This window comes from Niallia sp. FSL K6-0212, from assembly GCF_038007605.1.
GTDB lineage: Bacteria > Bacillota > Bacilli > Bacillales > Cytobacillaceae > Niallia > Niallia circulans.
The window spans coordinates 2,030,616-2,053,625 of the sequence record NZ_JBBOXL010000001.1; the positions used below are offsets into that span (position 1 = coordinate 2,030,616).

Annotated in this window: 22 protein-coding genes and 1 riboswitch; of the genes, 18 read left to right on the forward strand and 4 right to left on the reverse strand. The window is 36.5% G+C overall.

Annotation, left to right across the window (positions count from 1 at the left end; genetic code table 11):
- Nucleotides 1-468: 468 nt before the first annotated feature.
- A complete protein-coding gene (gene abc-f / locus MHH96_RS09555; RefSeq protein WP_144545398.1) occupies nt 469-2,100 on the forward strand; it encodes a ribosomal protection-like ABC-F family protein in 1,632 nt (543 codons plus the stop codon).
- A 15-nt stretch (nt 2,101-2,115) separates the two neighbouring features.
- Here abc-f and MHH96_RS09560 read toward each other — a convergent pair whose 3' ends face one another.
- The gene (locus MHH96_RS09560) at nt 2,116-2,328 is read right to left on the reverse strand and encodes a DUF5316 family protein (RefSeq protein WP_061800598.1); all 213 of its coding nucleotides are present in this window, start codon (nt 2,326-2,328) and stop codon (nt 2,116-2,118) included.
- Between the two features lie 124 nt (nt 2,329-2,452).
- On the opposite strand from MHH96_RS09560, the gene MHH96_RS09565 reads away from it, so the two are divergent.
- From MHH96_RS09565 to MHH96_RS09575, 3 genes are all read left to right on the forward strand, one after another.
- A complete protein-coding gene (locus MHH96_RS09565) occupies nt 2,453-3,418 on the forward strand; it encodes a S66 family peptidase (RefSeq protein WP_061800600.1) in 966 nt (321 codons plus the stop codon).
- A gap of 22 nt (nt 3,419-3,440) precedes the next feature.
- Entirely contained in the window at nt 3,441-4,505 is a 1,065-nt protein-coding gene (locus MHH96_RS09570; RefSeq protein WP_061800603.1) for a UvrB/UvrC motif-containing protein, read from the forward strand.
- Nucleotides 4,506-4,570: 65 nt separating this feature from the next.
- Nucleotides 4,571-5,395, forward strand: coding sequence for a GNAT family N-acetyltransferase (locus MHH96_RS09575; protein WP_061800605.1), 825 nt, complete (start codon nt 4,571-4,573; stop codon nt 5,393-5,395).
- A gap of 50 nt (nt 5,396-5,445) precedes the next feature.
- On the opposite strand, the gene MHH96_RS09580 is transcribed toward MHH96_RS09575, so the two are convergent.
- The gene (locus MHH96_RS09580) at nt 5,446-5,982 is read right to left on the reverse strand and encodes a CueP family metal-binding protein (RefSeq protein WP_061800606.1); all 537 of its coding nucleotides are present in this window, start codon (nt 5,980-5,982) and stop codon (nt 5,446-5,448) included.
- Between the two features lie 254 nt (nt 5,983-6,236).
- A riboswitch (cyclic di-GMP riboswitch) is annotated at nt 6,237-6,322 on the forward strand.
- Between the two features lie 108 nt (nt 6,323-6,430).
- Between MHH96_RS09580 and MHH96_RS09585 the strand changes: the two genes are divergently transcribed.
- From MHH96_RS09585 to MHH96_RS09620, 8 genes are all read left to right on the forward strand, one after another.
- Nucleotides 6,431-7,402 carry a sensor domain-containing diguanylate cyclase gene (locus tag MHH96_RS09585; protein WP_053215639.1) on the forward strand — a complete coding sequence of 324 codons (972 nt, stop codon included), beginning with the start codon at nt 6,431-6,433 and terminating at the stop codon, nt 7,400-7,402.
- Nucleotides 7,403-7,549: 147 nt separating this feature from the next.
- The gene (locus MHH96_RS09590; protein ID WP_061800608.1) at nt 7,550-9,025 is read left to right on the forward strand and encodes a protein adenylyltransferase SelO; all 1,476 of its coding nucleotides are present in this window, start codon (nt 7,550-7,552) and stop codon (nt 9,023-9,025) included.
- A 246-nt stretch (nt 9,026-9,271) separates the two neighbouring features.
- Entirely contained in the window at nt 9,272-10,300 is a 1,029-nt protein-coding gene (locus MHH96_RS09595; RefSeq protein ID WP_341117162.1) for a TFIIB-type zinc ribbon-containing protein, read from the forward strand.
- Entirely contained in the window at nt 10,297-11,148 is an 852-nt protein-coding gene (locus MHH96_RS09600; RefSeq protein WP_053215638.1) for a TPM domain-containing protein, read from the forward strand. The genes MHH96_RS09595 and MHH96_RS09600 overlap by 4 nt, the downstream gene beginning before the upstream one ends.
- A gap of 35 nt (nt 11,149-11,183) precedes the next feature.
- Nucleotides 11,184-12,194, forward strand: coding sequence for an SPFH domain-containing protein (locus MHH96_RS09605; protein WP_047941644.1), 1,011 nt, complete (start codon nt 11,184-11,186; stop codon nt 12,192-12,194).
- 155 nt (nt 12,195-12,349) lie between these two features.
- The gene (locus MHH96_RS09610; protein ID WP_047941643.1) at nt 12,350-12,793 is read left to right on the forward strand and encodes a MarR family winged helix-turn-helix transcriptional regulator; all 444 of its coding nucleotides are present in this window, start codon (nt 12,350-12,352) and stop codon (nt 12,791-12,793) included.
- Between the two features lie 178 nt (nt 12,794-12,971).
- The gene (locus MHH96_RS09615) at nt 12,972-14,333 is read left to right on the forward strand and encodes an MATE family efflux transporter (RefSeq protein ID WP_251688055.1); all 1,362 of its coding nucleotides are present in this window, start codon (nt 12,972-12,974) and stop codon (nt 14,331-14,333) included.
- Nucleotides 14,334-14,720: 387 nt separating this feature from the next.
- Complete coding sequence (locus tag MHH96_RS09620; protein ID WP_095259202.1) at nt 14,721-15,659, forward strand: magnesium transporter CorA family protein; 939 nt, start codon at nt 14,721-14,723, stop codon at nt 15,657-15,659.
- 38 nt (nt 15,660-15,697) lie between these two features.
- On the opposite strand, the gene MHH96_RS09625 is transcribed toward MHH96_RS09620, so the two are convergent.
- The gene (locus MHH96_RS09625; protein ID WP_144545390.1) at nt 15,698-16,513 is read right to left on the reverse strand and encodes an AraC family transcriptional regulator; all 816 of its coding nucleotides are present in this window, start codon (nt 16,511-16,513) and stop codon (nt 15,698-15,700) included.
- A gap of 115 nt (nt 16,514-16,628) precedes the next feature.
- On the opposite strand from MHH96_RS09625, the gene MHH96_RS09630 reads away from it, so the two are divergent.
- From MHH96_RS09630 to MHH96_RS09645, 4 genes are all read left to right on the forward strand, one after another.
- Nucleotides 16,629-18,635, forward strand: coding sequence for a beta-galactosidase (locus MHH96_RS09630; protein ID WP_047941639.1), 2,007 nt, complete (start codon nt 16,629-16,631; stop codon nt 18,633-18,635).
- A gap of 65 nt (nt 18,636-18,700) precedes the next feature.
- A complete protein-coding gene (locus MHH96_RS09635) occupies nt 18,701-18,862 on the forward strand; it encodes a hypothetical protein (protein WP_328283071.1) in 162 nt (53 codons plus the stop codon).
- Nucleotides 18,863-19,118: 256 nt separating this feature from the next.
- On the forward strand, nt 19,119-19,277 hold the full coding sequence (locus tag MHH96_RS09640) for a hypothetical protein (RefSeq protein WP_161798424.1): 159 nt from the start codon (nt 19,119-19,121) through the stop codon (nt 19,275-19,277).
- A 134-nt stretch (nt 19,278-19,411) separates the two neighbouring features.
- Nucleotides 19,412-19,582, forward strand: a complete 171-nt coding sequence (locus MHH96_RS09645) for a hypothetical protein (protein WP_186325656.1) — start codon at nt 19,412-19,414, stop codon at nt 19,580-19,582.
- A 46-nt stretch (nt 19,583-19,628) separates the two neighbouring features.
- Here the strand turns inward: MHH96_RS09645 and MHH96_RS09650 are convergent, their stop codons facing one another.
- Complete coding sequence (locus MHH96_RS09650) at nt 19,629-20,543, reverse strand: ArsR/SmtB family transcription factor (protein ID WP_047945017.1); 915 nt, start codon at nt 20,541-20,543, stop codon at nt 19,629-19,631.
- A 286-nt stretch (nt 20,544-20,829) separates the two neighbouring features.
- On the opposite strand from MHH96_RS09650, the gene MHH96_RS09655 reads away from it, so the two are divergent.
- Together MHH96_RS09655 and MHH96_RS09660 are read left to right on the forward strand one after the other, a co-directional pair.
- Nucleotides 20,830-22,281, forward strand: a complete 1,452-nt coding sequence (locus MHH96_RS09655; protein ID WP_061800617.1) for an alpha-N-arabinofuranosidase — start codon at nt 20,830-20,832, stop codon at nt 22,279-22,281.
- 1 nt (nt 22,282) lies between these two features.
- The gene (locus MHH96_RS09660; protein ID WP_328283073.1) at nt 22,283-22,519 is read left to right on the forward strand and encodes a DUF6171 family protein; all 237 of its coding nucleotides are present in this window, start codon (nt 22,283-22,285) and stop codon (nt 22,517-22,519) included.
- Nucleotides 22,520-23,010: the final 491 nt, after the last annotated feature.

Below are 23,010 nucleotides of genomic sequence, written 5' to 3' on the forward strand. Positions count from 1 at the left end.
CTTTTCGTTTTTCTTAAGGTTATAAAGTTCTGGTATAACATGTTAGATTACCTAACAAAACATAATTAAAATAATACTAAACAATTTTGATCTTGTACAGATAGGAATATTAAGAGAAAATTTACCAATTATTTTTAAGACGCTGGATTCCTTAAGGGCAAGTATGTTATACTACAGTTACTTATAACGAAAGGGATGATGGGTGAACGATGAAGAACTAATCTTATTTTTCCAAAATTTGAATGAAATACATTTCAAATGGAACAAAAAATAGGATTAGTCTGCCCATTTCCATAAATCGCTTTTTCAAGCATATCTCTAATGGTATGTGCACAATGATTGGTCGATATGCACGCTTTTTGTATATCGGTTATGTATGGTGTGAATGAGCAAATAATTAGGTACGGCTAATCCTTCCAGAGAAAATTTGGGAGGATTTTTTTCTCCCTTCTGAAAGGGATTGATAATATGAAAGAACTCTTAAAGTTAATCAATATCGGATATGAAGTGCTCGATACAACTATTTTTACAAATATAAATGCAAGTGTACAGCAAGGAGAAGTTATTGGGATTATTGGCAAAAATGGTGCAGGCAAATCGACTTTACTGCAGTTAATAAATAAAGAAATTGTCCCTACAGATGGACATATTAAGTGGGTAAAGGAAGACTTATCGGTTAAAATGGTTGAACAGGAGACCGAAAATTATGACTTAGAGAAAGAAACTTTTTTGGAATCGAAGCTATTAGAGAAATGGCAGGTGCCGACAAAGGACTTCCGAGTAATGAGTGGCGGGGAAAAATTAAAAGCACGTCTTGGTAAAGGCTTTGCCCATGATGCTGATTTATTGCTATTAGATGAACCAACCAACCACTTAGATGAACAAAGTATGGCACTGCTTCATGAACTAATAACAGCATATAAAGGAACCATTATTATCGTTTCTCATGACCGCTATTTCTTGGATAAAGTTACGACGAAAATCTGGTCGCTTGAAAATAAACAGCTTATCGAACATAAAGGGAATTATACAAGCTATATGGAGGCACGCGAGCAAAAGAGATTAACCCAGCAGCGGGAGTATGATAAACAGCAGAAGAAGATTAAACAAGTGGAAGGACAAATGAAGGAGCTCACCTCTTGGTCTCAGAAAGCACATGCCCAATCAACAAAACAAGAATTCCCAAAAGAATATTATCGCACAAAGGCCAAACGAATGGATGCTCAAGTCAAATCAAAGCAAAAACGTTTAGAAAAAGAGCTGGAAAAAAATAAAGTGGAACGTTTAGACGAAGAGTATACGGTAGCTTTTTCGATTGAAGCGAATAAAAAGAAGGGGAAACGCTTTTTGGAAATTAAAGATTTATCCAAAGCATTTGACTCTAAAATGTTGTTTGAAAAGGTGAATATAACGATTCAGCATGGGGAAAAGGTTGCGATTATGGGATCTAATGGAAGTGGGAAAACAACCTTATTAAACATTATTTTAGGAAAAGAAAAGGCCAATGGAGAAGTCTGGATTTCACCGACAGCCACTATCGGCTATCTAACACAGGAAGTATTCGATCTTCCTTTAGAGGAAACACCAGAACAGCTATTCTTTAAAGAAACATTTAAAGAAAGAGGAAAAGTACAAACACTGATGAAACATTTAGGGTTTATGGCGTCTCAATGGAAGGAACCAATAAAAAGTATGAGCATGGGAGAACGGGTAAAATGCAAATTAATGGCTTATATTTTAGAAGAAAAAGATGTGCTCATACTCGATGAACCAACCAACCATCTTGATTTACCTTCCCGAGAGCAATTAGAAAAAACGCTATCCCAGTATAATGGAACACTTATTATTGTTTCCCATGACCGTTATTTCCTAGAGCAAACAACGTCAAGTAAGCTAATCATAGGTAATGGAACGGTTCAAAGGCAATGGACAGAGTCTCCAAAACGGGATAGAGATAATAAAGAAGAATTACGGCTAAAACTGGAGACAGAAAGACAAGAAGTGTTAGGAAAATTAAGCTTTATGACACCAAAGGATAAGGAATATGCGGAATTAGATAGAAAGTTTCTGGAATTAACGAAGCAAATGAAGGAGCTATAGGGGGTTATTCCCCTTTTAATTTGTAAAATAATTAATTATTCCAGCTATTGCTAATGAGACTACACCAATTAGAAAGGCTATCATGGATATTTTTATGTTTAATGCGCGATCTTCTTTTGTTTCTGTGAAATGGTGGTTTCTGTGCTGCCTGCCATCTGGCCACGCTCCGATCATTGTCACCGCGATGAAGATCGAGATGATACCGATGATGAAAAAAAACACAAACATAGATATTCCTCCTTTTTAAACAAGAAGTAATTTTCTTGTTTAAAATATACGTTTGATCCAACTTGAAAGTTACAGAAATATAAGATTATTTATGCTTTAATAAGAAGAAAGAGGAGGAACAGACATGAGAATACCTGCTAAGCTACAAAAGGGCGATGAAATTAGAGTAATTGCCCCTAGTCGAAGTGCAGCAATTTTATCAGAAGAGGGAATAGAGCAAGCAAAGAAAAGATTAGAGAATCTTGGCTTTGTTGTGACGTTTGGGAAGCATATTTTTGAATCTGACTTACAATTCTCCTCCACGATTGAGCATCGGGTGGAGGATATTCATGATGCTTTTCGGGATCAAAATGTAAAAGGAATATTAACGGTCATTGGCGGATTTAACAGCAATGAGCTGTTGCCTTATTTAGATTTTGATTTAATAAAAGCTAACCCTAAGATGCTTTGTGGGTATAGTGATATAACCGCTTTAGCAACTGCGATTACAACCAAGGCTGATTTTATTACCTATTCTGGTCCACACTTTTCTAGCTTCCAAATGGAAAAGCTACAGGAATACCAAACAGAATATTTCCGGAAATGCTTGATGGAAACTAGTGCGTTTATCATAGAGCCTTCTGATGTGTGGACAGATGATGCGTGGTATTTGGATCAAGAAAATCGCCAATATGAACCTGGAGGCTGGAGGGTATACCAAGAGGGAAGTGCAAAAGGGCAATTGTTTGGTGGTAATCTATGTACCTTAAATTTACTGCAGGGAACAGAATATATGCCTAATCTTAAAGATGGCATTCTATTTGTAGAAGATGATGAATTAACCATTCCAGAAACATTCGCAAGAGATTTAACCTCTTTGTTGCAGACAGCAGGAATAATTAAAGCATTAGTAATTGGGAGATTTCAGCGAGCTTCGAAAATGACAGAAGAGCAGCTTTTGTTTATTTTAGATAAACATCCTCTTTTGCAGCAAATCCCTGTATTATATGATGTGGATTTTGGTCATATCCAACCATTCTTTACTTTTCCCATTGGGGGAGAAGTAGAGATTGATACAAAGAACTATGGAATTAAAATGACTACTTTTTAAATGGTTCAGTGGAGGAATAGACTTGGAGCTTAAAGAAAAGATAAAAAATCTGCCCGCATCTCCAGGGGTATATTTGATGAAGGATTCCTCTGGACAAATCATTTACGTTGGCAAATCCAAAAGATTAAAAAATAGAGTTTCTTCTTATTTTCAGCATTCGAAAAATCGGATTGGTAAAATAGAAAAATTAGTGAAGCATATAAAGGATTTTGACTTTATTGTCACAGACACGGAGTTTGAGGCATTAATGCTGGAATGTAAGTTAATAAAAGAGATCCAGCCCATGTACAATCGGATGATGAAAGCGACAAAGGCATACAACTACATCATATTCCGATACCAGAAGGGCAGCTACCGTATGGAGATTGTAAATGAATTGGAGAAGGAAGATATTCATTATTATTTTGGTCCTTTCACTAGTAAAAGAACAGTAGAAAATGCGATAAAAGGAATCAAATCATTTTATAAAATAGATTGTTCCAATACGACAAACAGTACTAGTCCCTGTCTCAATTATACAATCGGAAAGTGTATAGGGATTTGCTTCAATCCAATAGCTGAAGAAACGTATCAACAAATTATCCATCGTCTTATCTCTTTATTTAAAAAACAGGATACTAGAATACTAGAAGAGATGTCCGCTGAAATGAATGAAGCTTCTAGTAATTTTGAGTTTGAGAAAGCAGCGGAAATAAGAGATACCATTGCCAAAATAAAGACGATTCTGCAAACAGAAACAGTAATAAATATTATGGTAGATAATCGTCTTTTTCTAGCAGTCGAGTACTTAGATAATGGCCGGATAAAGCTATTTCTGATTAGACGAAATCAAATTTTATACCGGCAAATATATGAAGCAAATCATTTTGATATGCAAGTGGTGAAGAGGCAGATTTGCACATATCTTTCAAGAAAGAATCTGTTTATTGGCACTTTAGATAAAGCAGAAATAGACGAAGCTTATATTATTTACAACTATTTAAACAGCGGCAATTGTCAGTATGTTGTCATAGAGGGCGAATGGCAGGGAAATAGAGAATGTGGTAATTTGGAAAACAATCTCAGGAAAATCATTCCCTTTCATTAATAAGAAATTTTTCAGGAAATACAGATAAAAATGCAGTGACATCCTAAAATAGAGGAGAAATCAATATGCTGTCAAAAGAACAAATTGCTGAAATTAGAGAGCTTAAGGATATTTGTGAGAAAGAAGAAGGTTTTGAGTTAAAGCTTAACTTTGATATGCTCGAAAATCGAAATGGAGAAAAGAAAGAGGACTTTTTTTATTATGTAGACGGCAAACTAGTTGGCTTTTTAGGGAGCTACTATTTTGGCAAAAAAGTTGAGTTGTGTGGTATGGTTCATCCACATTTTCGCCGGAACGGGATTTTTACAGCTTTGCTGGAAGAAGGCTTAGAAACAGCAAGACAGAGAGAAGCTACGAGTATATTATTGAATGCTCCTGCTGCATCGCAGAGTGCAAAAGTATTTCTAGAGAAGCTACCATGTTCCTATGCCTTTTCGGAACATCAAATGAAATGGCATAAGGAAGATTTAATAGAGGATGCTGCGATTTCTTTAAGACCATATGATTATGATCAGGATAAAGAAATAGAAATAGAGCTTGATGTTTTAGGCTTTGGTATAGCTGAGGAGGATGCTCGAGATTACGTTAACACCATAACGGAGCAGGCTGGTGATAAACGCATGATTATTGAGGTAGATGGAAAAACAGCGGGGAAAATCAGAGTTTCTGAAACCGATGGAGAAGCATGGATTTACGGGTTCGTTGTTGTTCCAGAGCTTCGCGGAAAAGGAATTGGCAGAAGGGCATTATCCAAAGTGGTAAAAATGGAAAAGGAAAAAGGCCTTTCTATCTTTTTAGAAGTAGAAGCAAAAAATGCTCGAGCGCTTAAACTTTATGAGTCTTGTGGATTTCGAAGCTATCATTCTCAGGACTATTATGAATATAAATAACTCTTTTGACAGAAGGTATCTAAATGTAGTCATTAAGATACCTTCTATCCTTATATCAAAGGAAGAGCAGTAATACATGTATTATCATCCTTAAAAGTAGCGAGATCCGATTTGGCTGTTTTGCCATTATAGGAGATGGTTAATTTTAAATCTTTATTGCGTGGAAGCCATAAATCGATAAACCCGTTTTGCTGAGAAGTTATAAGTTCATCTACATAAACATTCCCCACGTCATCTTCAATAAGTACCGCGAATTCCTTATTTGCCAATTCCCCGCGGCACCCTGTTAAATTATGGATAGCACAAGGGTGAGTATCTACTAAGTAAGGAGCAACAGAAACAAAAAATTCCTCCTTGGGCAAGCGATAGAGATGCTCTTCGTTGTCGAGAGTATTCACTGTTAATGTATCAGAGGTAATGGAAGCGGCAGCTGTTGACTTCTTCCCGGAACTAAAATCTTGAACAAGTTGTTTGAGATCGCTATCGTCCATTTTTTCATAGCGGTTATTTTGGGTAATAATTAAAAGAATCGTTACAGCAAATAGTATGGTAATAAATATCGGAATGATAAGTTTAGTTTTTTTCATATTAATCGCATTCTCCCTTTCAAGTTTGACTGCTTATGTATAAAGATAACAAAAAAGAGCAAAAAATTATGAAAGAAAAATGGAGATTTTGTGAATTTTTTTTATTTAATCGATTTCTTTTTCATTTTTCAGAAGTTTGGTAAAAATTGTGAGAAAAGTCCTTTCTTTCTCTTGTGTATCTGTCTATTTTCCTATAAAATTTGTAATAGAAACTAAAAAAAGGAAATAGAGTATTTCATTATTTAAATATAATAAAATGATAAAGGCAAATTCATCGAAAGGTGAAGACGCAAAGCTATAGGGACTAAGATCGTGGAGATTAAGTCAGCCAGTTACCGATTTATCTTGATAAAGAAGGGCTAATCGGTCGAAGATTAGCTTTTTTCTATTATTTGGATAGCTGTAATATGTCGATGATAGTCTCACTAATGGTAAGGTGAGGAGAAAAATGGGGATATTATATTTTTGCTGCGGAGTAATGATAGGTATTTTCTTTTGGAAAAAAAATGATAAGCGTAAATATAATAAGTGGAAAGCGAAAGTAGAAAAAGAAGACATTATGTTTCGACTAGTGGAAAGCTCAAAGGACATCGTTTATCGATATGAAGTGAAACCGCAAATGAGACATTCGTATATTAGTCCTTCCGCCGATGCTGTATTAGGAGATGGCATGGTCAAGGAATTTTATCGGAATCCGTATGCCCCTTTAGAAATGATTTATCCCGATGATTATCACATTATGTACAAAAAACTTCATGGTGCAATTGATTATAGTCAGCCATTGGTTCAACGAATGAGATGTTCAGACGGTTCTTATAAATGGTTTGAGGAATATGCGACGCCTATTTATGAGCATGGAGAGCTTGTAGCGATTCATGGAATCATTCGTAATATCGACGAGAAAGTAAGACTACGAGAGAATTTAGAGCATCAGCTGATCCATGATGCATTGACAGAAGTATATAATCGCTTTTACTTTGAACAAAAGATGGAAGAATTTGATACGAAAATAGATGAAGTAATTGCCATTATCCTATGTGATTTAGATGAACTAAAACAAGTTAATGATAAGTACGGTCATAAACAAGGCGATGATTTAATTAAAGCAGCTGGAAAATTATTAAATACTTTTTCTTCTCCTTATATTACGGTCTCGAGAATCGGCGGGGATGAATTTGTCTTGTTAATTCAAGGAATGCAGCAAGAAGAAATAGAAGAGTTATATAAGAGGATGACGATGGGATTAAGCGATAAGGGAAAATGCGTAGAAGAAAACATGGTGAGAATGTCGATTGGCTACGCATTTGGTCAAAGCTCTCTTGGAAGAATGACAGCCTTATTTACAGAAGCAGATAATCATATGTATCAAAATAAAGTTCAGAAGAAAAAGAAAAATCAAAATAAAGTATTGGCAGAATAACTTGTTTTGCAGCACAGGGAAGACAGCTTTCAACTAAAGGAAGCTGTTTTCTTTATATAGAATTGTTTTTTGCAAAGTGTTATTGCATGTTCTTCACGGTGAAAAGGGTATAATAGAAATATCAAAAAGGAATGGAAGGGAGCTAATATGAGTAATAAAGAGACAAAAACAGATGTTGGCTGGAATTTTGATAATAGTTATGCTCGTCTTCCCGAAACATTTTATTCTAAGATGACAGTAAATCCAGTCAGTTCCCCAAGTTTAGTGAAGCTTAATGAGGATTTGGCTAAGACACTTGGATTAAATGGGGAGCAATTGCAGCGCCCTGAGATAATACAAGTATTAAGCGGGAATGAGGTTCCAGAAGGAGGCTTTCCTCTTGCGCAAGCATATGCAGGCCATCAATTTGGCCACCCGACCATGCTAGGCGATGGAAGGGCGATGTTAATTGGAGAGCAGATTACCCCATCAGGCGAACGATTCGATATCCAATTAAAAGGCTCTGGCCGAACTCCCTATTCGCGCGGTGGCGACGGAAGAGCAGCGCTTAAGCCGATGCTAAGGGAGTATATCATTAGTGAAGCGATGCATGGACTAGGGATTCCGACTACTAGAAGCTTAGCGGTTGTTGATACAGGTGAGAAGATTGTCCGGGAAACGAGTTTGCCAGGAGCGATTTTAACAAGAGTGGCAGCAAGCCATCTTCGCGTAGGAACATTTCAATATGCAGCTGCTCTTGAGTCAAAGCAGGATCTTAAAGCACTTGCGGATTATGCTATGGAACGGCATTTCCCAACAATTAAGAAAGATGGGAATCCGTATGTTGAAATGTTTAGAGAAGTAATGAAGCGGCAGGCTGCATTAATTGCTAAATGGCAATTAGTTGGTTTTATCCATGGTGTTATGAACACAGATAATATGACGATTAGTGGCGAGACGATTGACTATGGACCATGTGCGTTTATGGATAGCTTCCATTTAGATACTGTTTTTAGCTCGATTGATGTTCAAGGTCGGTATGCCTATGGAAATCAGCCGAAAATAGCGGGATGGAATCTGGCTAGGTTTGCAGAAAGCCTGTTGCCATTATTCCATGATGATACGGAAAAAGCAGTGGAACTTGCGCAAGCACAATTAGATCAATTTAATCCTTTATATCAGCAGCATTGGCTTGATGGAATGAGAGGAAAATTAGGATTAGTGGCAGCGGAAGAAGAAAAAGATGCTAAGCTAATAGAGAAGCTCCTTGGCATTATGCAAAATAATCGGGCGGACTATACAGATACTTTCCGTGCTTTAACGATAGGGGAAGTAGAACGAATAGAACTAAATAAAAATCAAGCATTTAGCGAATGGCATAAAGCTTGGAAGGAAAGAATTGCAGGACAAGAAGGGGGAGAAGTGGCTGCTCGTGAACGAATGAAAAAACATAATCCGGTCGTAATCCCTCGCAATCATCGTGTCGAAGCAGCACTTGATGCTGCAGAAGGCGGAGATTTAAGTGTAATGGAGGAATTATTACAAATGCTATCTAACCCGTATGCATATACACAAGCACAAATGGAGTACGGCATAGCTCCAGTGAAGATTAACCCTGCTTATAAAACGTATTGCGGAACATGATGATTTTAATAGGGCATAGATAACAATCGAAGGTTCCTTGTTTCTTTTTAGAAACGAGGAACTTTTTTTATTATTTTCGAGTAAATGTTTACATCTCTGTCATCTATAAACAAAGTGTGAAAATGAAACTTTTTAAACGTTCAATCAGTATATGTATATAACGGAAATTTTTCACGGCAGCAGAGCAGCGAGTGGATAAATAAGGTATGATTAGTATAAGAAGAGATAAAAATTGAGGTGATTTACTTGATCCTTCATTATAAATGCCCAAATTGTGGGGGAGATATGAGCTTTAATGCAGATACAGGCAGTTTATCTTGCCCTAGCTGTGGAAATGAAGAGAATATTGAGAGCTATCCAGAAAATTTAATGACCGCTTCTTTTGAAGAGAATGAGGTGAAGGAATACCATTGTGACAACTGCGGGGCAGTATTACTAACAGAAGCAGACACAACGGCAACAAATTGTAGCTTTTGCGGTGCAGGCGTTGTTATTGCTGACCGCTTGGCAGGAGCGCTTGCTCCTAAGAAAGTGATCCCTTTTACAATCAGTAAAGAAGAAGCTATGGCGGCTTTTCAAAAATGGTGCAGAAAGGGACTATTGACTCCAAAGGGATTTATGAATGCAGACAGGATAAAAAGTATTACTGGTATGTATGTACCATTCTGGCTTTATGATTTAAACAGTGATGTTGATGTAACTGCCCTTTGCACAAAGGTCCGGACGTATACAAGCGGTGATTATATCTATACGGAAACGAAGTATTATGAAGCATATCGAAAGATAAATTTAGATTATACGAAAATTCCAGTTGATGCTTCTGAAAAAATGAAAGATGAATTAATGGATAAATTGGAACCTTTTCCATATGAGCAGTTAAAAGATTTTAAAACACCTTATCTAGCTGGCTTTATTTCTGAAAAATATAATTATACGGATGCGGAATTATTGCCGCGAGCCAAAGATAAAGTGAGTGATTACATTGATTCCTTTGTACACTCTACTTTTATAGGGTATCATACGATAAATTATCGGGATAGAAATATTGATACAAAAGCGGTCCGGAGTGATTATGTCTTGCTACCTGTATGGATGGTCAGTTACGATTACGAAAGCCAAGAGCATATTTTTGCGATGAATGGGCATACAGGAAAAGTAGTCGGGAAACCGCCGATTAGTAAAGGCAAGGTAGCGCTATGGTTTAGCGGAATTGCTTGCGGCACATTCCTTGCATTAAAAGGTATCTCCTTCTTAATGGGTGGTGGTTTCTTTTGAGAAAAATTTTAAGGAACTATAGTAGTTTACTATTTATTGCCTTGGCAATATTTACTCTGTTTTCAGGCAGTGCTGTAAGTGCAGCTTCAGAAAATCAAACGGAATATATCTTTGATGATGCCCAGCTTTTAACAGATTCTGAAAAAACAGAACTGGAAAGCTTAGCAGAGGAATTAGGCGAAGAAACCGAAACTGCCTTATTGATTCTTACGCTAGATGGTACAGATGGAAAAGATATCGAACAATATGTAGACGATTATTATGATGAAGAAGCACCAGGCTATGACCAGCCTCATGGAAATACAGCCATCTTAGCCATTGATATGGAAGAAAGAGATATCTATTTAGCAGGTTTTAAAAGAGCGGAAGATGCATTGGATAACGCGACAATTGATTATATCCGTGAAGAGATAACACCAGCTTTATCAGATGGTGAATATTTTGAAGCTTTCTCCACTTTTATGCATGAATCGGCTTATTATTTAGTGGATGACCCGGCTAATTTAGAAGATGATTATGATTATAGCGGCATAGATGAGGCTCGAAATGAATATAACGAGGAAAATAATGCAAGTGGAATGCCAGCATTTTTCTTCCATTGGGGCTTTCAGCTAATTGCCTCGCTCGTGATTGCAGGGATCATCGTGAGTATAATGGTTTTCCAATCTGGAGGAAAAGTAACCGTGAATGGCAATACGTATATGGATAACTCGAAGATTATAAATAGACATGATCGCTTTATTCGAAAAACAGTAACAAAACAAAGAAAGCCACAAAACAACTCAGGTGGCGGTGGCGGGATCACTGGCGGTGGTCACTCCCATAGTGGAAGCAGAGGAAAATTCTAAACAAATATTTACTTATTGAAAGGGGTTAAAAAAGGATGTCATTTTTTCGTAATCAATTTGCCAATGTAGTGGAATGGGAAGAATTTCGTGAAGATATGATTTTTTATAAATGGAAAAATCGTGAAATTAAAAAGGGAAGTAAATTAATTATTCGCCCAGGACAGGATGCTATCTTCTTAAATAATGGCAATATAGAAGGAGCTTTTCAAGAGGAGGGTGAGTATGATATTGAATCGCAAATTGTTCCATTTCTGTCCACTTTAAAAGGCTTTAAGTTCGGATTCAATAGTGGAATGCGAGTTGAAGTACTATTCGTCAATACTAAGGAATTTACAGTTAAATGGGGCACGAAAAATGCAATAAATATACCAGCTGCTGGGCTTCCTGGTGGAATGCCAATAAGAGCAAACGGAACCTTTCAATTTAAAGTAAAGGACTATATCGCGCTGATCGATAAAATTGCTGGGATTAAAAATCAATATTTAGTAGAAGATGTAAAAATTCGCATTATCTCTGTGCTGGATCAATTATTAATGAAGTGGATAGTCACAGCAGGTAAGGATATGTTCAATCTCCAAGCAAACTCCTTTGAAATTGCCAAAGGCATTCAAGAAGATTTAAATAGCCAGATGATGGAAAGCGGGCTTGCGATAACAGGCTTCCAGATTATGAGCTTCAGCTATCCGAAAGAAGTACAGGAAATGATTAATAAAAATGCCTCACACGGAATGGTTGGCAATATAGATAAGTACCAGCAAATCTCGATGATTGATGGCATGGCTAATGGGAAAATGTCAGGCGGGGGTGCAGCGTCTGATATGGCTGGCATGATGATGGGAATGAATATGGCTAATCAAATGATGGATAAAATGAATAAGCAAAATCAAAGCCAGGGGCAAAATCAGCAGCAAGCGCCGGCTCAACAACCAACACCAGAAGCAGCATCCCAGAATCAAGAGAAAAAACGGCCCAATTTTTGTCCGAATTGTGGAACGAAAACAGGGGAAGGCAATTTCTGCTCCAATTGTGGCCATAAATTAGTATAAAAGAGACGCAAAACGGTTTTCCATAGAGGGAAACCGTTTTGTTTTTGGGTTTATAGGTTGTTATTTTACAAACACAAAAAGCATTTTATTGACATTATATAGAAGGTGAGGTAAATTAGTTAGTATTCTAAGTAATTGAAAAGGAAGGAATGAACATGAAGGAGAGGGAGTTTGAAGTAAATTTTCAATATCTTATTCGCACCATTAATCATAAAATTAAGCTAAGTGGTGATAAAAGGTTGGAAGCGCATGGGATTACATTAGAACAGGCTCGTACTATGGGTTTCATTGATGCGCATGAGGAACAGGGGATTACGCATAAGGATTTAGAATCAAGGTTTAATCGAAAGGGTTCCTCCATCAGTAGTATCATTCATAATTTGGAAAAAAAAGATTTTATAAAACGTACAATTGATCCAAAGGATGAGCGTAGAAAGTTATTGTCTCTTTCAGAGAAAGGGAAAAAAATCGTAGGTGATTTTGAAGCTTTTTTTGCAAATGCTGAGAATATGCTGGTAGAGGGTTTTAGTGAAGAAGAGAAAAAACAGCTATTTCATTTTTTAGAACGAATGAATGTAAATGTAGACAAACAACTTTAGCAAAGTGATATCTTACAGGGGATATCACCGTATATAGTTAGAGTTCTAAGTAAATAAAAAACTAAATTGTTTTTCCTTTTCAATACATTTAGATTAAGTACGGTTCAACGAATGAGGTCTGTTTATTACAAATAAATAGTTAGATTTCTAACTAAATAAAAAAGAAAGTAGTGGGAATATGGAAAAAGAAAATCTTTATTATTTTGAAAAAGCACCAATTGCTAAAGCGGTTGCCCATTTTGCTATCCCAATGATGCTTGGTATGTCAATGACAGTAGTTTATTCGATTTTAAATGCTTATTTTATTGGCTTTTTACAGGACACTGCGATGCTTACAGCTATTACACTAGCACTTCCAGTCTTTGCTCTAATCATGGCTTTTGGAAATTTAATAGGAATGGGAGGAGGTACCTATATATCAAGGCTTCTTGGTGAAAAAAATTATTATAGAGTAAAACAAGTATCTTCGTTTTCTATTTACAGTTCTATTTTATTAGGTTTATTAATCATTATAGCTACACTTCCATTTATAGATTCGATTGTTTCATTATTGGGTAGTAGCCTCCATTCCTTTGATTTTACAAAACAATACGTAATGATGTTAATTATTGGTTCACCGTTTATTATTTTATTTTTTACTATGGAACAATTAGTTCGATCAGAAGGTGCGGCAAATGTTTCCATGATTGGAATGATACTTAGTGTAGCCATAAATATTGTGCTGGATTTATTGTTTATTTTTGTTTTAAAGCTAGGAATTATGGGGGTCGCAGCAGCAACCATTCTCTCAAATATTATGGCTTGTATTTATTTTAGTTATTATATGGGAAAAAAGAGCAAATTCCTTACCTTATCTTTTCGGGATTTTTCATTCGAAAAAACTATCCTTAAGCATATTTTAACGATTGGGGTTCCGGTATTTTTGATGAATGTTTTTATGGGAGTTACAGCCCTCTTCTTTAATCACTTTATGATGATATATGGAGATAAAGCTGTTGCTGCTTATGGAATTTCCTCAAGATTACAACAGTTTCCAGAGTTTTTCATCATGGGAGTTTGTGAGGGTGTAGTGCCGTTAATAGCTTATTCCTTTACAGCAGATAGAAAGCGGATGAAAAAAGTTGTGTCGTTTACGAGTAAGCTTATACTAGGAATGGCCGTTCTTTTCGGATTAATCATCTTTTTTGCATCCAGCAACCTTATCGGTTTATTTACTAATGATATCGCATTAATTACTGTAGGAAGCTATATCTTAAAAGTAACGTTCTTATCTATGTTTTTATCTGGATTTACGTTTTTAATTATTGGGATGTTTCAGGCGACTGGTCAGGGAACTGCTGCCTTTGTTATGGCCTTTGTGCAAGGATTGGTGTTAATTCCTATTTTGTTTTTTGCTAATTTCACTTTTGGTTTTCATGGTGTCGTTTGGTCCCTGTTTTTAGCAGATAGTATTACATTCATAGTAGCCGCAGCAATACTATATGTATTAAGAAATAAATTAAATAGTCCTTCTGTGGAAGAGTTGCTGCAGGGAGAATAATACGCCAAAATAATGGATTCTTACTTTGATAAACAAAAATGCAATATTGCTGTAATAGGGGAAGGGGAAGAAATACTACCTGTATTCTCAGCAATATTGCAGAGATAGTGTCTATTTATGTAAGCTATAAGGAGAACGAGAGAAATTTAATCTTTATCGGTTTACAATCAATAAATTATAAAGTAGTATGTAAGAGGTTTAAAGATTACAAGCAAGGAGTTGAATTTTTATGAGTACTCGAAAGTGTATGGAACCTGAACCAGAACCCACGGCCATGAAAGAGGAAGTCATATATAGCCCTTCCTTTAGAAGTTTGAATACTGATAAAGATTCAACTTTATTTGGCAGAGAATGTTGACTTCCTCTACAACAAGAGGAGGTAAAAGCATGAGAAAAATTTATATTTCAAATGAAGATGGAATGTTGCAGGAAACAGATAAAATAGTCAATGGCTGCTGGATCAATTTAATAGCACCAACAGAGCATGAGATAACAGAAATTGCAACAGGTTTAGATATTCCATTAGCGTTTATGAAAGATCCATTGGATGAAGAAGAGCGTTCAAGAATTGAAAAAGATGGGGAGAATATATTGATCATTGTCAATCTTCCGCTCGTTTCGTTTGATGAAAAAAAGACACAAATTTATGACACCATTCCATTAGGAATGATTATTTCCAAGAATTGCTTTATTACTGTCTGCTTAAAGGATAATCCTATTTTTCAACAATTTTCTGAAGGGAGAATGAAGAGCTTTTTTACGTACAAAAAAACTCGTTTTTCCTTGCAAATACTGTATAGTATGGCGACAGCTTATTTAAAATATTTAAAGCAAATCAGCAAGAAGACAGATAGCATTGAAAAAGAACTACAGCAGTCCATGAAAAATAAAGAGCTTTTCTCTTTGCTTAACATCGAAAAAAGTTTAGTGTACTTTACGACTTCTTTAAAATCGAATAATATTGTTATGCAAAAAATGCTCAAAAGTAATTATTTGAAAATGTATGAAGATGATCAAGAATTGCTAGAGGATGTTATCATAGAGAATCAGCAAGCAATTGAGATGGCTGAAACCCATATGTCGATTTTAAGTGGGATGATGGATGCCTTTGCTTCGGTTATTTCCAATAATGTTAATATGGTCATGAAGTTTCTCACATCCTTCACGATTATTTTATCCTTACCAACAATGGTTGCGAGCTTTTACGGAATGAATGTGCATATTCCATTTCAGGATATGTCCTATTCTTTCACCATTGCAATTATGATTTCCTTCCTATTATCAGGAATAACCGCTCTAGTCTTTTGGAAAAAGAAGTTCTTTTGACAATGTACAGCTCCTCCCTATGATAGGGAGGAGCTTCTTTAATAAAACGAACGAAATTCTTTCGGTGTAAACCCCGTTTCCTTTTTAAAGGTGGCAACAAAATGACTGGTGTCATTGAAGCCAGTTAAGAACGTAATGTCCTTGATTTTTATATCTCTATTGGTAACTAAGATTTCTTTTGCCTTTTTTATTCTGTATGCAAGGACATATTGATAGACAGAAACACCGACAAAGCGTCGAAAAAGCTTATTCAAATATTGTGGGGAGATATAGAGTCTCTTTGCGATATCGGCAATATCACATTTCTCTACATAGTTTGTTTCAATCCATTGGATACTTGGCCAAATATATTGCTGATATAAATCATTGGTATGGACGGTTCTATGTAAGCCATGGTCTCGTATATTTAATAAGAAGGTATACACATCAATGGAAAGCTGCTGCTGCTGGCTATTTTGGTTTTCGTTTTTTATACGGGACAACATTCTTCTCGTCCAATCACTGTAAGAAAAATCTGGGCAATCGTTGGCAAGATAGTAGGGAGCAGCTCCAAGGATATCTGCTATATTTGGCGAAAAACTACCGTTAATCGTTAAAAAATTTGTTTGCCAGCCAGTGGCGGAAATAGCCTCATAGTAATGTGAAACAAATGGTGCAATCAGAATTCCTTCTGAAGGTCTTAAGCGGATTTTTTCATTTTCAATAGTGACCTCCCCTAACCCCTTTTCCGTTTGTAACCAATGGTAATACGGATAGCCATCCGCTCGCATAATCATTTCTTGCTCCCACTGATAGCCGATGCTTTCGATGGAAAAGGGGTTAGAACCATCTAATAAATTAAAATGTACTTCCATTTATGTATCCCCTTACATTAGTTTCATATTTTTATATAAACTAGTTACTCTTATTATACTTTTTCTTTATTTGCCTATCTATAATGAATGTATAAAAAAAGGTGGAGGGATGAAGATGGCGAAAAAAGTCTTTAACCGTATTTTATATGGAGGAGATTATAATCCGAATCAATGGCCAAAAGATATTTGGGAAGAGGATATGCGGATATTTAAAAAGGCGGGTATTAATTCAGCGACGATTAATGTTTTTTCATGGGCAAAAATTCAACCTTCTGAAGATGAATACTACTTTGAGGAGCTAGATGACATAGTTGAAATGCTGAGCAAGGATAAATATGACATCATCCTGGCTACGTCGACAGCTTCGTTACCAGCATGGATGGTAAAAAAATATCCTGAAGTAGCTCGAACAGATTATGAGGGCAGACACCATAAATTTGGACAGAGACATAATGCCTGCCCAAATAGTCTCGTTTACCAAAAGTATGCAAGTAAACTAGCGGGGAAATTAGCAGAAAGATACGGAGATAATCCATATGTTACTTGTTGGCATATTAACAATGAATATGGCGGCGAGTGTTACTGTGAAAACTGTGAAAAGGCATTTCGAGTGTGGCTGAAAAAACGATATCAAACGATTGAAGCATTGAACCAAGCATGGAATTTGGAATTTTGGGGTCATACCATCTATGCGTGGGATGAAATCGTTCTTCCGAATGCACTAAGTGAAGGAATTGGCAGTGATAAAACCGCATTTGCTGGAATATCTATCGATTACCGCCGCTTTAATTCCGATAGTATGCTGGAAAATTACAAGATGGAACGGGATGCTATACGAAAATATGATGCCGATACGCCCATCACCACAAATTTAATGGGCACTTATAAAAATTTAGATTACTTTAAATGGGCAAAAGAAATGGATCTCGTTTCATGGGATAATTATCCAAGCTATAATACACCATTGAGCTACACAGCGATGTGTCATGATTTAATGCGCGGGCTTAAAGATGGGCAGCCGTTCATGTTAATGGAACAAACCCCTAGCCAGCAAAACTGGCAGCCTTATAATTCCTTAAAGCGACCTGGAAAAATGCGGGCACAAAGTTACCAGACGTTAGCACATGGAGCAGATACGATTCAATTTTTCCAGCTGCGTCGTTCCGTCGGAGCATGCGAGAAATTTCATGGTGCTGTTATTGAGCATGTCGGCCATGAAAATACAAGAGTGTTTCGCGAGGTAAGGGAACTTGGGAATGAATTACAGAAATTAGGGGATGAATTTTTAGGCTCTACCATTCATAGTAAGGTTGGTATCATTTTTGACTGGGAAAACTATTGGGCACTTGAGTATACGAGTGGACCAAATAAAGATTTAAAATATGTTGATCAAATTCATCAATACTATCAATACTTTTATACAAAGAATATTTCAGTTGATATGATATCGGTTGATAGTGACCTTTCTAAGTATGACGTGGTCGTTGCCCCAGTTCTTTATATGATGAAAGCTGGGCTGGCAGAGCGAATCACCGCATTTGTGGAAAATGGCGGACATTTGGTTACTACTTTTATGAGCGGAATAGTTAACGAATCAGATAATGTCTATCTTGGCGGTTACCCAGGGCCATTAAGAGAAATAGCAGGAATCTGGGTCGAGGAAATTGACGCATTAGCCCCAGAACAAAAGAACGGGGTTGAATTTGTGGATGGTAATGTCTATGTCTGTCAGCTGCTATGTGACATTATTCATCTAGAAGGAGCAGAGACCGTTGCTTTTTATAAAGAAGATTTTTACGGAAATACACCAGCTATTACAAAAAACACTTATGGAAAAGGGACTGTATGGTATGTTGGTACACAGGTAGAAGAGGACGGTCTTACTCATTTATTGAACCAAGTGATAGAAGGAACAGAGGCAAAGCCGATTTGTTCGCACGGAGAGGGCTTGGAAATTACCAAAAGAGATACAGACGAAGCTTCGTTTTATTTTGTCATTAACCAACAGGTAAACAAGCAGCTATTACCGAAAGATCTGGTTGGCAAAGTTAATCTACTAACTGGAGAAGTGGTGAAGGAAGCTGTGGAATTAAAGCAATTTGATGTACTTATATTGAAATAAAAATTACTTGGAGTTTGGCTACATCGAATAAGTCGATGTAGCTTTTTTATTTGGGAGGAAGGTGGATGGTATTTTACCTGATAGATGAAGGGGCGGGCGAGATGACGCTGCTGGAGGGGGTGAAAGTCACAATTTGTGAGAGAGAAGGGAAAAGAGGTGTTCATGGAGGGGATGAAAACCACAATCCTGGGAGACCGAGGAAAAAATGGTGTTCATCAAGCGGATGAAAACCACAATCCAGGAAGGAAGAGGAAAAAGTGGTGTTCATCAAGGGGATGAAAGCCACAATCCAGGAAGACCGAGAAAAAAATGGTGTTCACCAAGCAAATGAACACCACAATCCAAGAAGGCCGAGGAAAAAATGGTGTTCATCAAGCGGATGAAAACCACAATCCAGGAAGGAAGAGGGAAAAGAGGTGTTCACCAAGCAAATGAACACCACAATCCAAGAAGACCGAGGAAAAAATGGTGTTCATCAAGCAAATGAAAGCCACAATTCAGGAAGACCGAGAAAAAAATGGTGTTCACCAGCAAATGAACACCACAATCCAAGAAGGCCGAGGAAAAAATGGTGTTCATCAAGCAGATGAAAGCCACAATCCAAGAAGACCGAGAAAAAAATGGTGTTCACCAAGCAAATGAACACCACAATCCAAGAAGGCCGAGGAAAAAATGGTGTTCATCAAGCGGATGAAAACCACAATCCAGGAAGGAAGAGGGAAAAGAGGTGTTCACCAAGCAAATGAACACCACAATCCAAGAAGGCCGAGGAAAAAATGATGTTCATCAAGGGGATGAAAGCCACAATCCAGGAAGACCGAGGGAAAAGTGGTGTTCATCAAGCAAATGAAGCCACAATCCCAGGACTAAACAAAAAAATGGTGTTCATTAAAAGAAGATTTAAAACAAAAAGAAAAGGTGCTTTTCTTCCAACACCTTTTCTTTAGACATAAAGTTTTATTCTATTAATTTGTACGACTTTTATCAGATTGACTACACGGGATTACTATAATAAGTAATGAAATTTATATCTTGATCGTAATTTCCAAACCCTTTTCCAAATAAAGTAACGCCGCCAAGATTTTCTGCATCTTCTTTTACTTCTACTTTTAAATCCCACATCCCACTTTGTTCTTCGCGAAACTGATCAATGGTAGTATCGGATAATTTTTTGCCATCAGCATAAACGCCATGCTTAGTGATGCGGATAGTAAGTAAGATACCGTATTGGTTGGTATCATTTGGCCACCAGCCGGGGGTAAAACGGCCTCTTGTATCAGAGAAGTCTCCTGGACTGGTCCATGTACACAGTTCTTTACCGTTTAAAGAAAACGTAATATCAGAAGGCCAGACATTATTCGAATAAGGAAATTCAGAAGAAGCTTCCAAGACAATATCAATCATCTCTAGTTTATCTTTTTCTTTCAGAATGGAAGGAATACGATATTCAATAAATCCTTTTGTGAACCACAGGATAGCTGCTTGGTTTTTTTCTGGATCCATAAAGTATTTAGGATCATCGTATTCGCCGATAGCTTTAGCGATAGTCGCCAGGCCGCAGGTAGGGTAAACTTTAAAATTAAAATAGTGACCTACAGGAATTTCTTGTTTATAGGTTTCAAAAGCAGAGTAAATCTTTTGAGGAAATTGTATTTCGATTCGATCTACTTTTAGGATAGCAATTTTTTGCAGACCAGATTTGCCAGGGATCGTTTCAGTTTTTACTAAACCTGCATCACTCATTTTTGTAATATGTCTACTGACTATTGCACTGCTTATATTCAATTCCTTTGCGAGTTCGCCAATATTCATTTTTTTCTTGGATAATAATTTAATAATGTTTATTCGTGTAGGGCTGGATAGAACCTCGTACACAGGGATAGAATTTTCCGATATATCTAATTGCATCTTTGGTACCCCCTTTATTACTATTATATTACTACAAGAATAAATGAATAGCAAAATCAAATATTTTATATAACCAACAGGTTAATCGATATTAATATTTTTATCATAATAGTATACTAACTAGTTATTGACAACGCTTTCTTGTTGTATTATATTTTAGTCATGAGTTTATCTTTTTAACTATGTAACTAGCAATAGTAGAAAGGAGGATATCGTACATAGTATTGTGAACAACTTAGTATCCTGTTATTGTTTTTCCAAAAATTGAAAATGGAGGAATCACAACATGCAAGTGAATTTATTAGTTGATAAGCAAGGACCAACAATAAGTAAATATATTTATGGACAATTTGCAGAACATCTAGGACGGTGCATTTATGAAGGTGTTTGGGTTGGTACCGACTCTGATATTCCAAATGAAAATGGAATTCGTAAAGATGTGGTAAATGCATTAAAAGAGATTCAAATTCCTGTAGTTCGTTGGCCAGGTGGTTGTTTTGCTGATGAATATCATTGGAAAGACGGGATTGGACCAATAGAGAATAGAAGTACAATAGTGAATACACATTGGGGCGGAGTAACCGAAAATAATCACTTTGGTACACATGAATTTTTTGAATTGATCCGCCAATTAGATTGTGAAGCGTATATTAATGGGAATGTAGGAAGCGGTACAGTCCAAGAAATGCAAGAATGGGTGGAGTATATGACCATGAATGGCGAATCTCCAATGGCAAACCTCCGCCGGCAAAATGGCCAGGAGGAAGCTTGGAAAGTAGCATTTTTTGGTGTAGGTAATGAATCTTGGGGCTGTGGCGGAAATATGCGTCCAGAATATTATGCGGACCTTTACCGGAGATATCAGACCTATGTTCGGAAATATGGAGAGCATAATATCTACAAAATTGCCTGTGGGGCAAATGTAGATGACTATAATTGGACAGAAGTATTAATGAAAAATGCAGCAAGATTTATGGATGGAATCAGCCTGCACCATTACTCCATTCCAACCAGAGTATGGCAGGATAAAGGCGATGCTGTAAATTTTCCAGAAGAACAGTGGTATTCTGTATTAGAGCATGCTCAGTACATGGACGAATTGATTACAAAACACAGTACAATAATGGATAAATATGATCCTGAAAAACGTGTTGGTTTAATTGTAGACGAGTGGGGAGCTTGGTATAACGTAGAACCTGGAACAAACCCTGGCTTCTTATATCAGCAAAATACTATTCGTGATGCTATGCTTGCTGCAATTACATTAAATATTTTCCATAAGCATGCAGACCGAGTTCATATGGCGAATATTGCGCAGATGGTGAACGTTTTGCAGGCAATGCTATTAACAGAAGGGGAGAAAATGATCAAAACCCCTACTTATCATGTTTTTGATTTGTATAAACATCATCAGGATGCAGAGTTAGTTGATTCTTATGGGGATGAAAGTAATCATGTAACATATACAGCTTCTAAGAAGGATGGAAAATTAACCGTTTCTCTATGTAACTATGATTTAACGGAAACGAGAGAAATTACCCTTTCCAGAGAAAAAGGGGAGTTTGAAATAGTGGAAGCAGAATATATTACGGCAGATACAATGAATGCCCATAATACATTTGAAGAACCAGAGGCTGTAGCAAAAAAAGAGTTTACTAGCTATATAGTAGAGAAAGGAACATTAAAGGTTACTTTACCGCCTATGAGTGTTGCAAGCATCATAACAAAGGAAAACTAAGATGGCTTGTGTAGGCTGCGAGCTAAAGGAACAAGTTAGTCAATTAGATGTTGATACACTTGTTCAAGAACAGCTTTCTTTCGAAGTAGATTTAGCGCGAGAGGAAATAAGAGAGCTGCGATTGAGCATATGTGCCAAATGCGAACACCTAAATCAGCATACATGTGGAAAATGCGGATGTTTTGTTCGCTTCCGTGCTAGCATAGACAAAAAAAGCTGTCCTGATAAAAAGTGGTAGGACTAATAAGAATGAAATATCGAGTGAGATAAAGGGAGGCAGCACATTGCTGCCTTCTTTCTTTATGAATAAAAGTACAAACAAATATTTTTTAGAGAAAAAGGTGTAATCTTTTTAAGAGAAGGGAAAGAAAAAAGCAAAAAATGTATGGAAAAAAATTGGCTGCAACCTTATAATAAACTTTTGAATTTAAATGGAAAAATAAAATTTTTTTATAAGATGAACTTATGCAAAAGAGTAATAAAAATTTTTTAGCGTTTATCTAAAGACAAATATTTTTTAGGGTGATAAAAAAGTAAGAGCCTTCTTTTTAAATGAAAAGTCGAATGAAAACAGTCTGTATCAAATGTTAGTTAAATTCATTCAAAATTATTCGACAAGGAAATATAAAAATCTATCAAATTTAAGCGATAATTGTTGACAAAAAAATATAAAAGTACGTTATTGACTCTTACCTCAAAAAAGGATTATATAGTCTTAGACACAATATA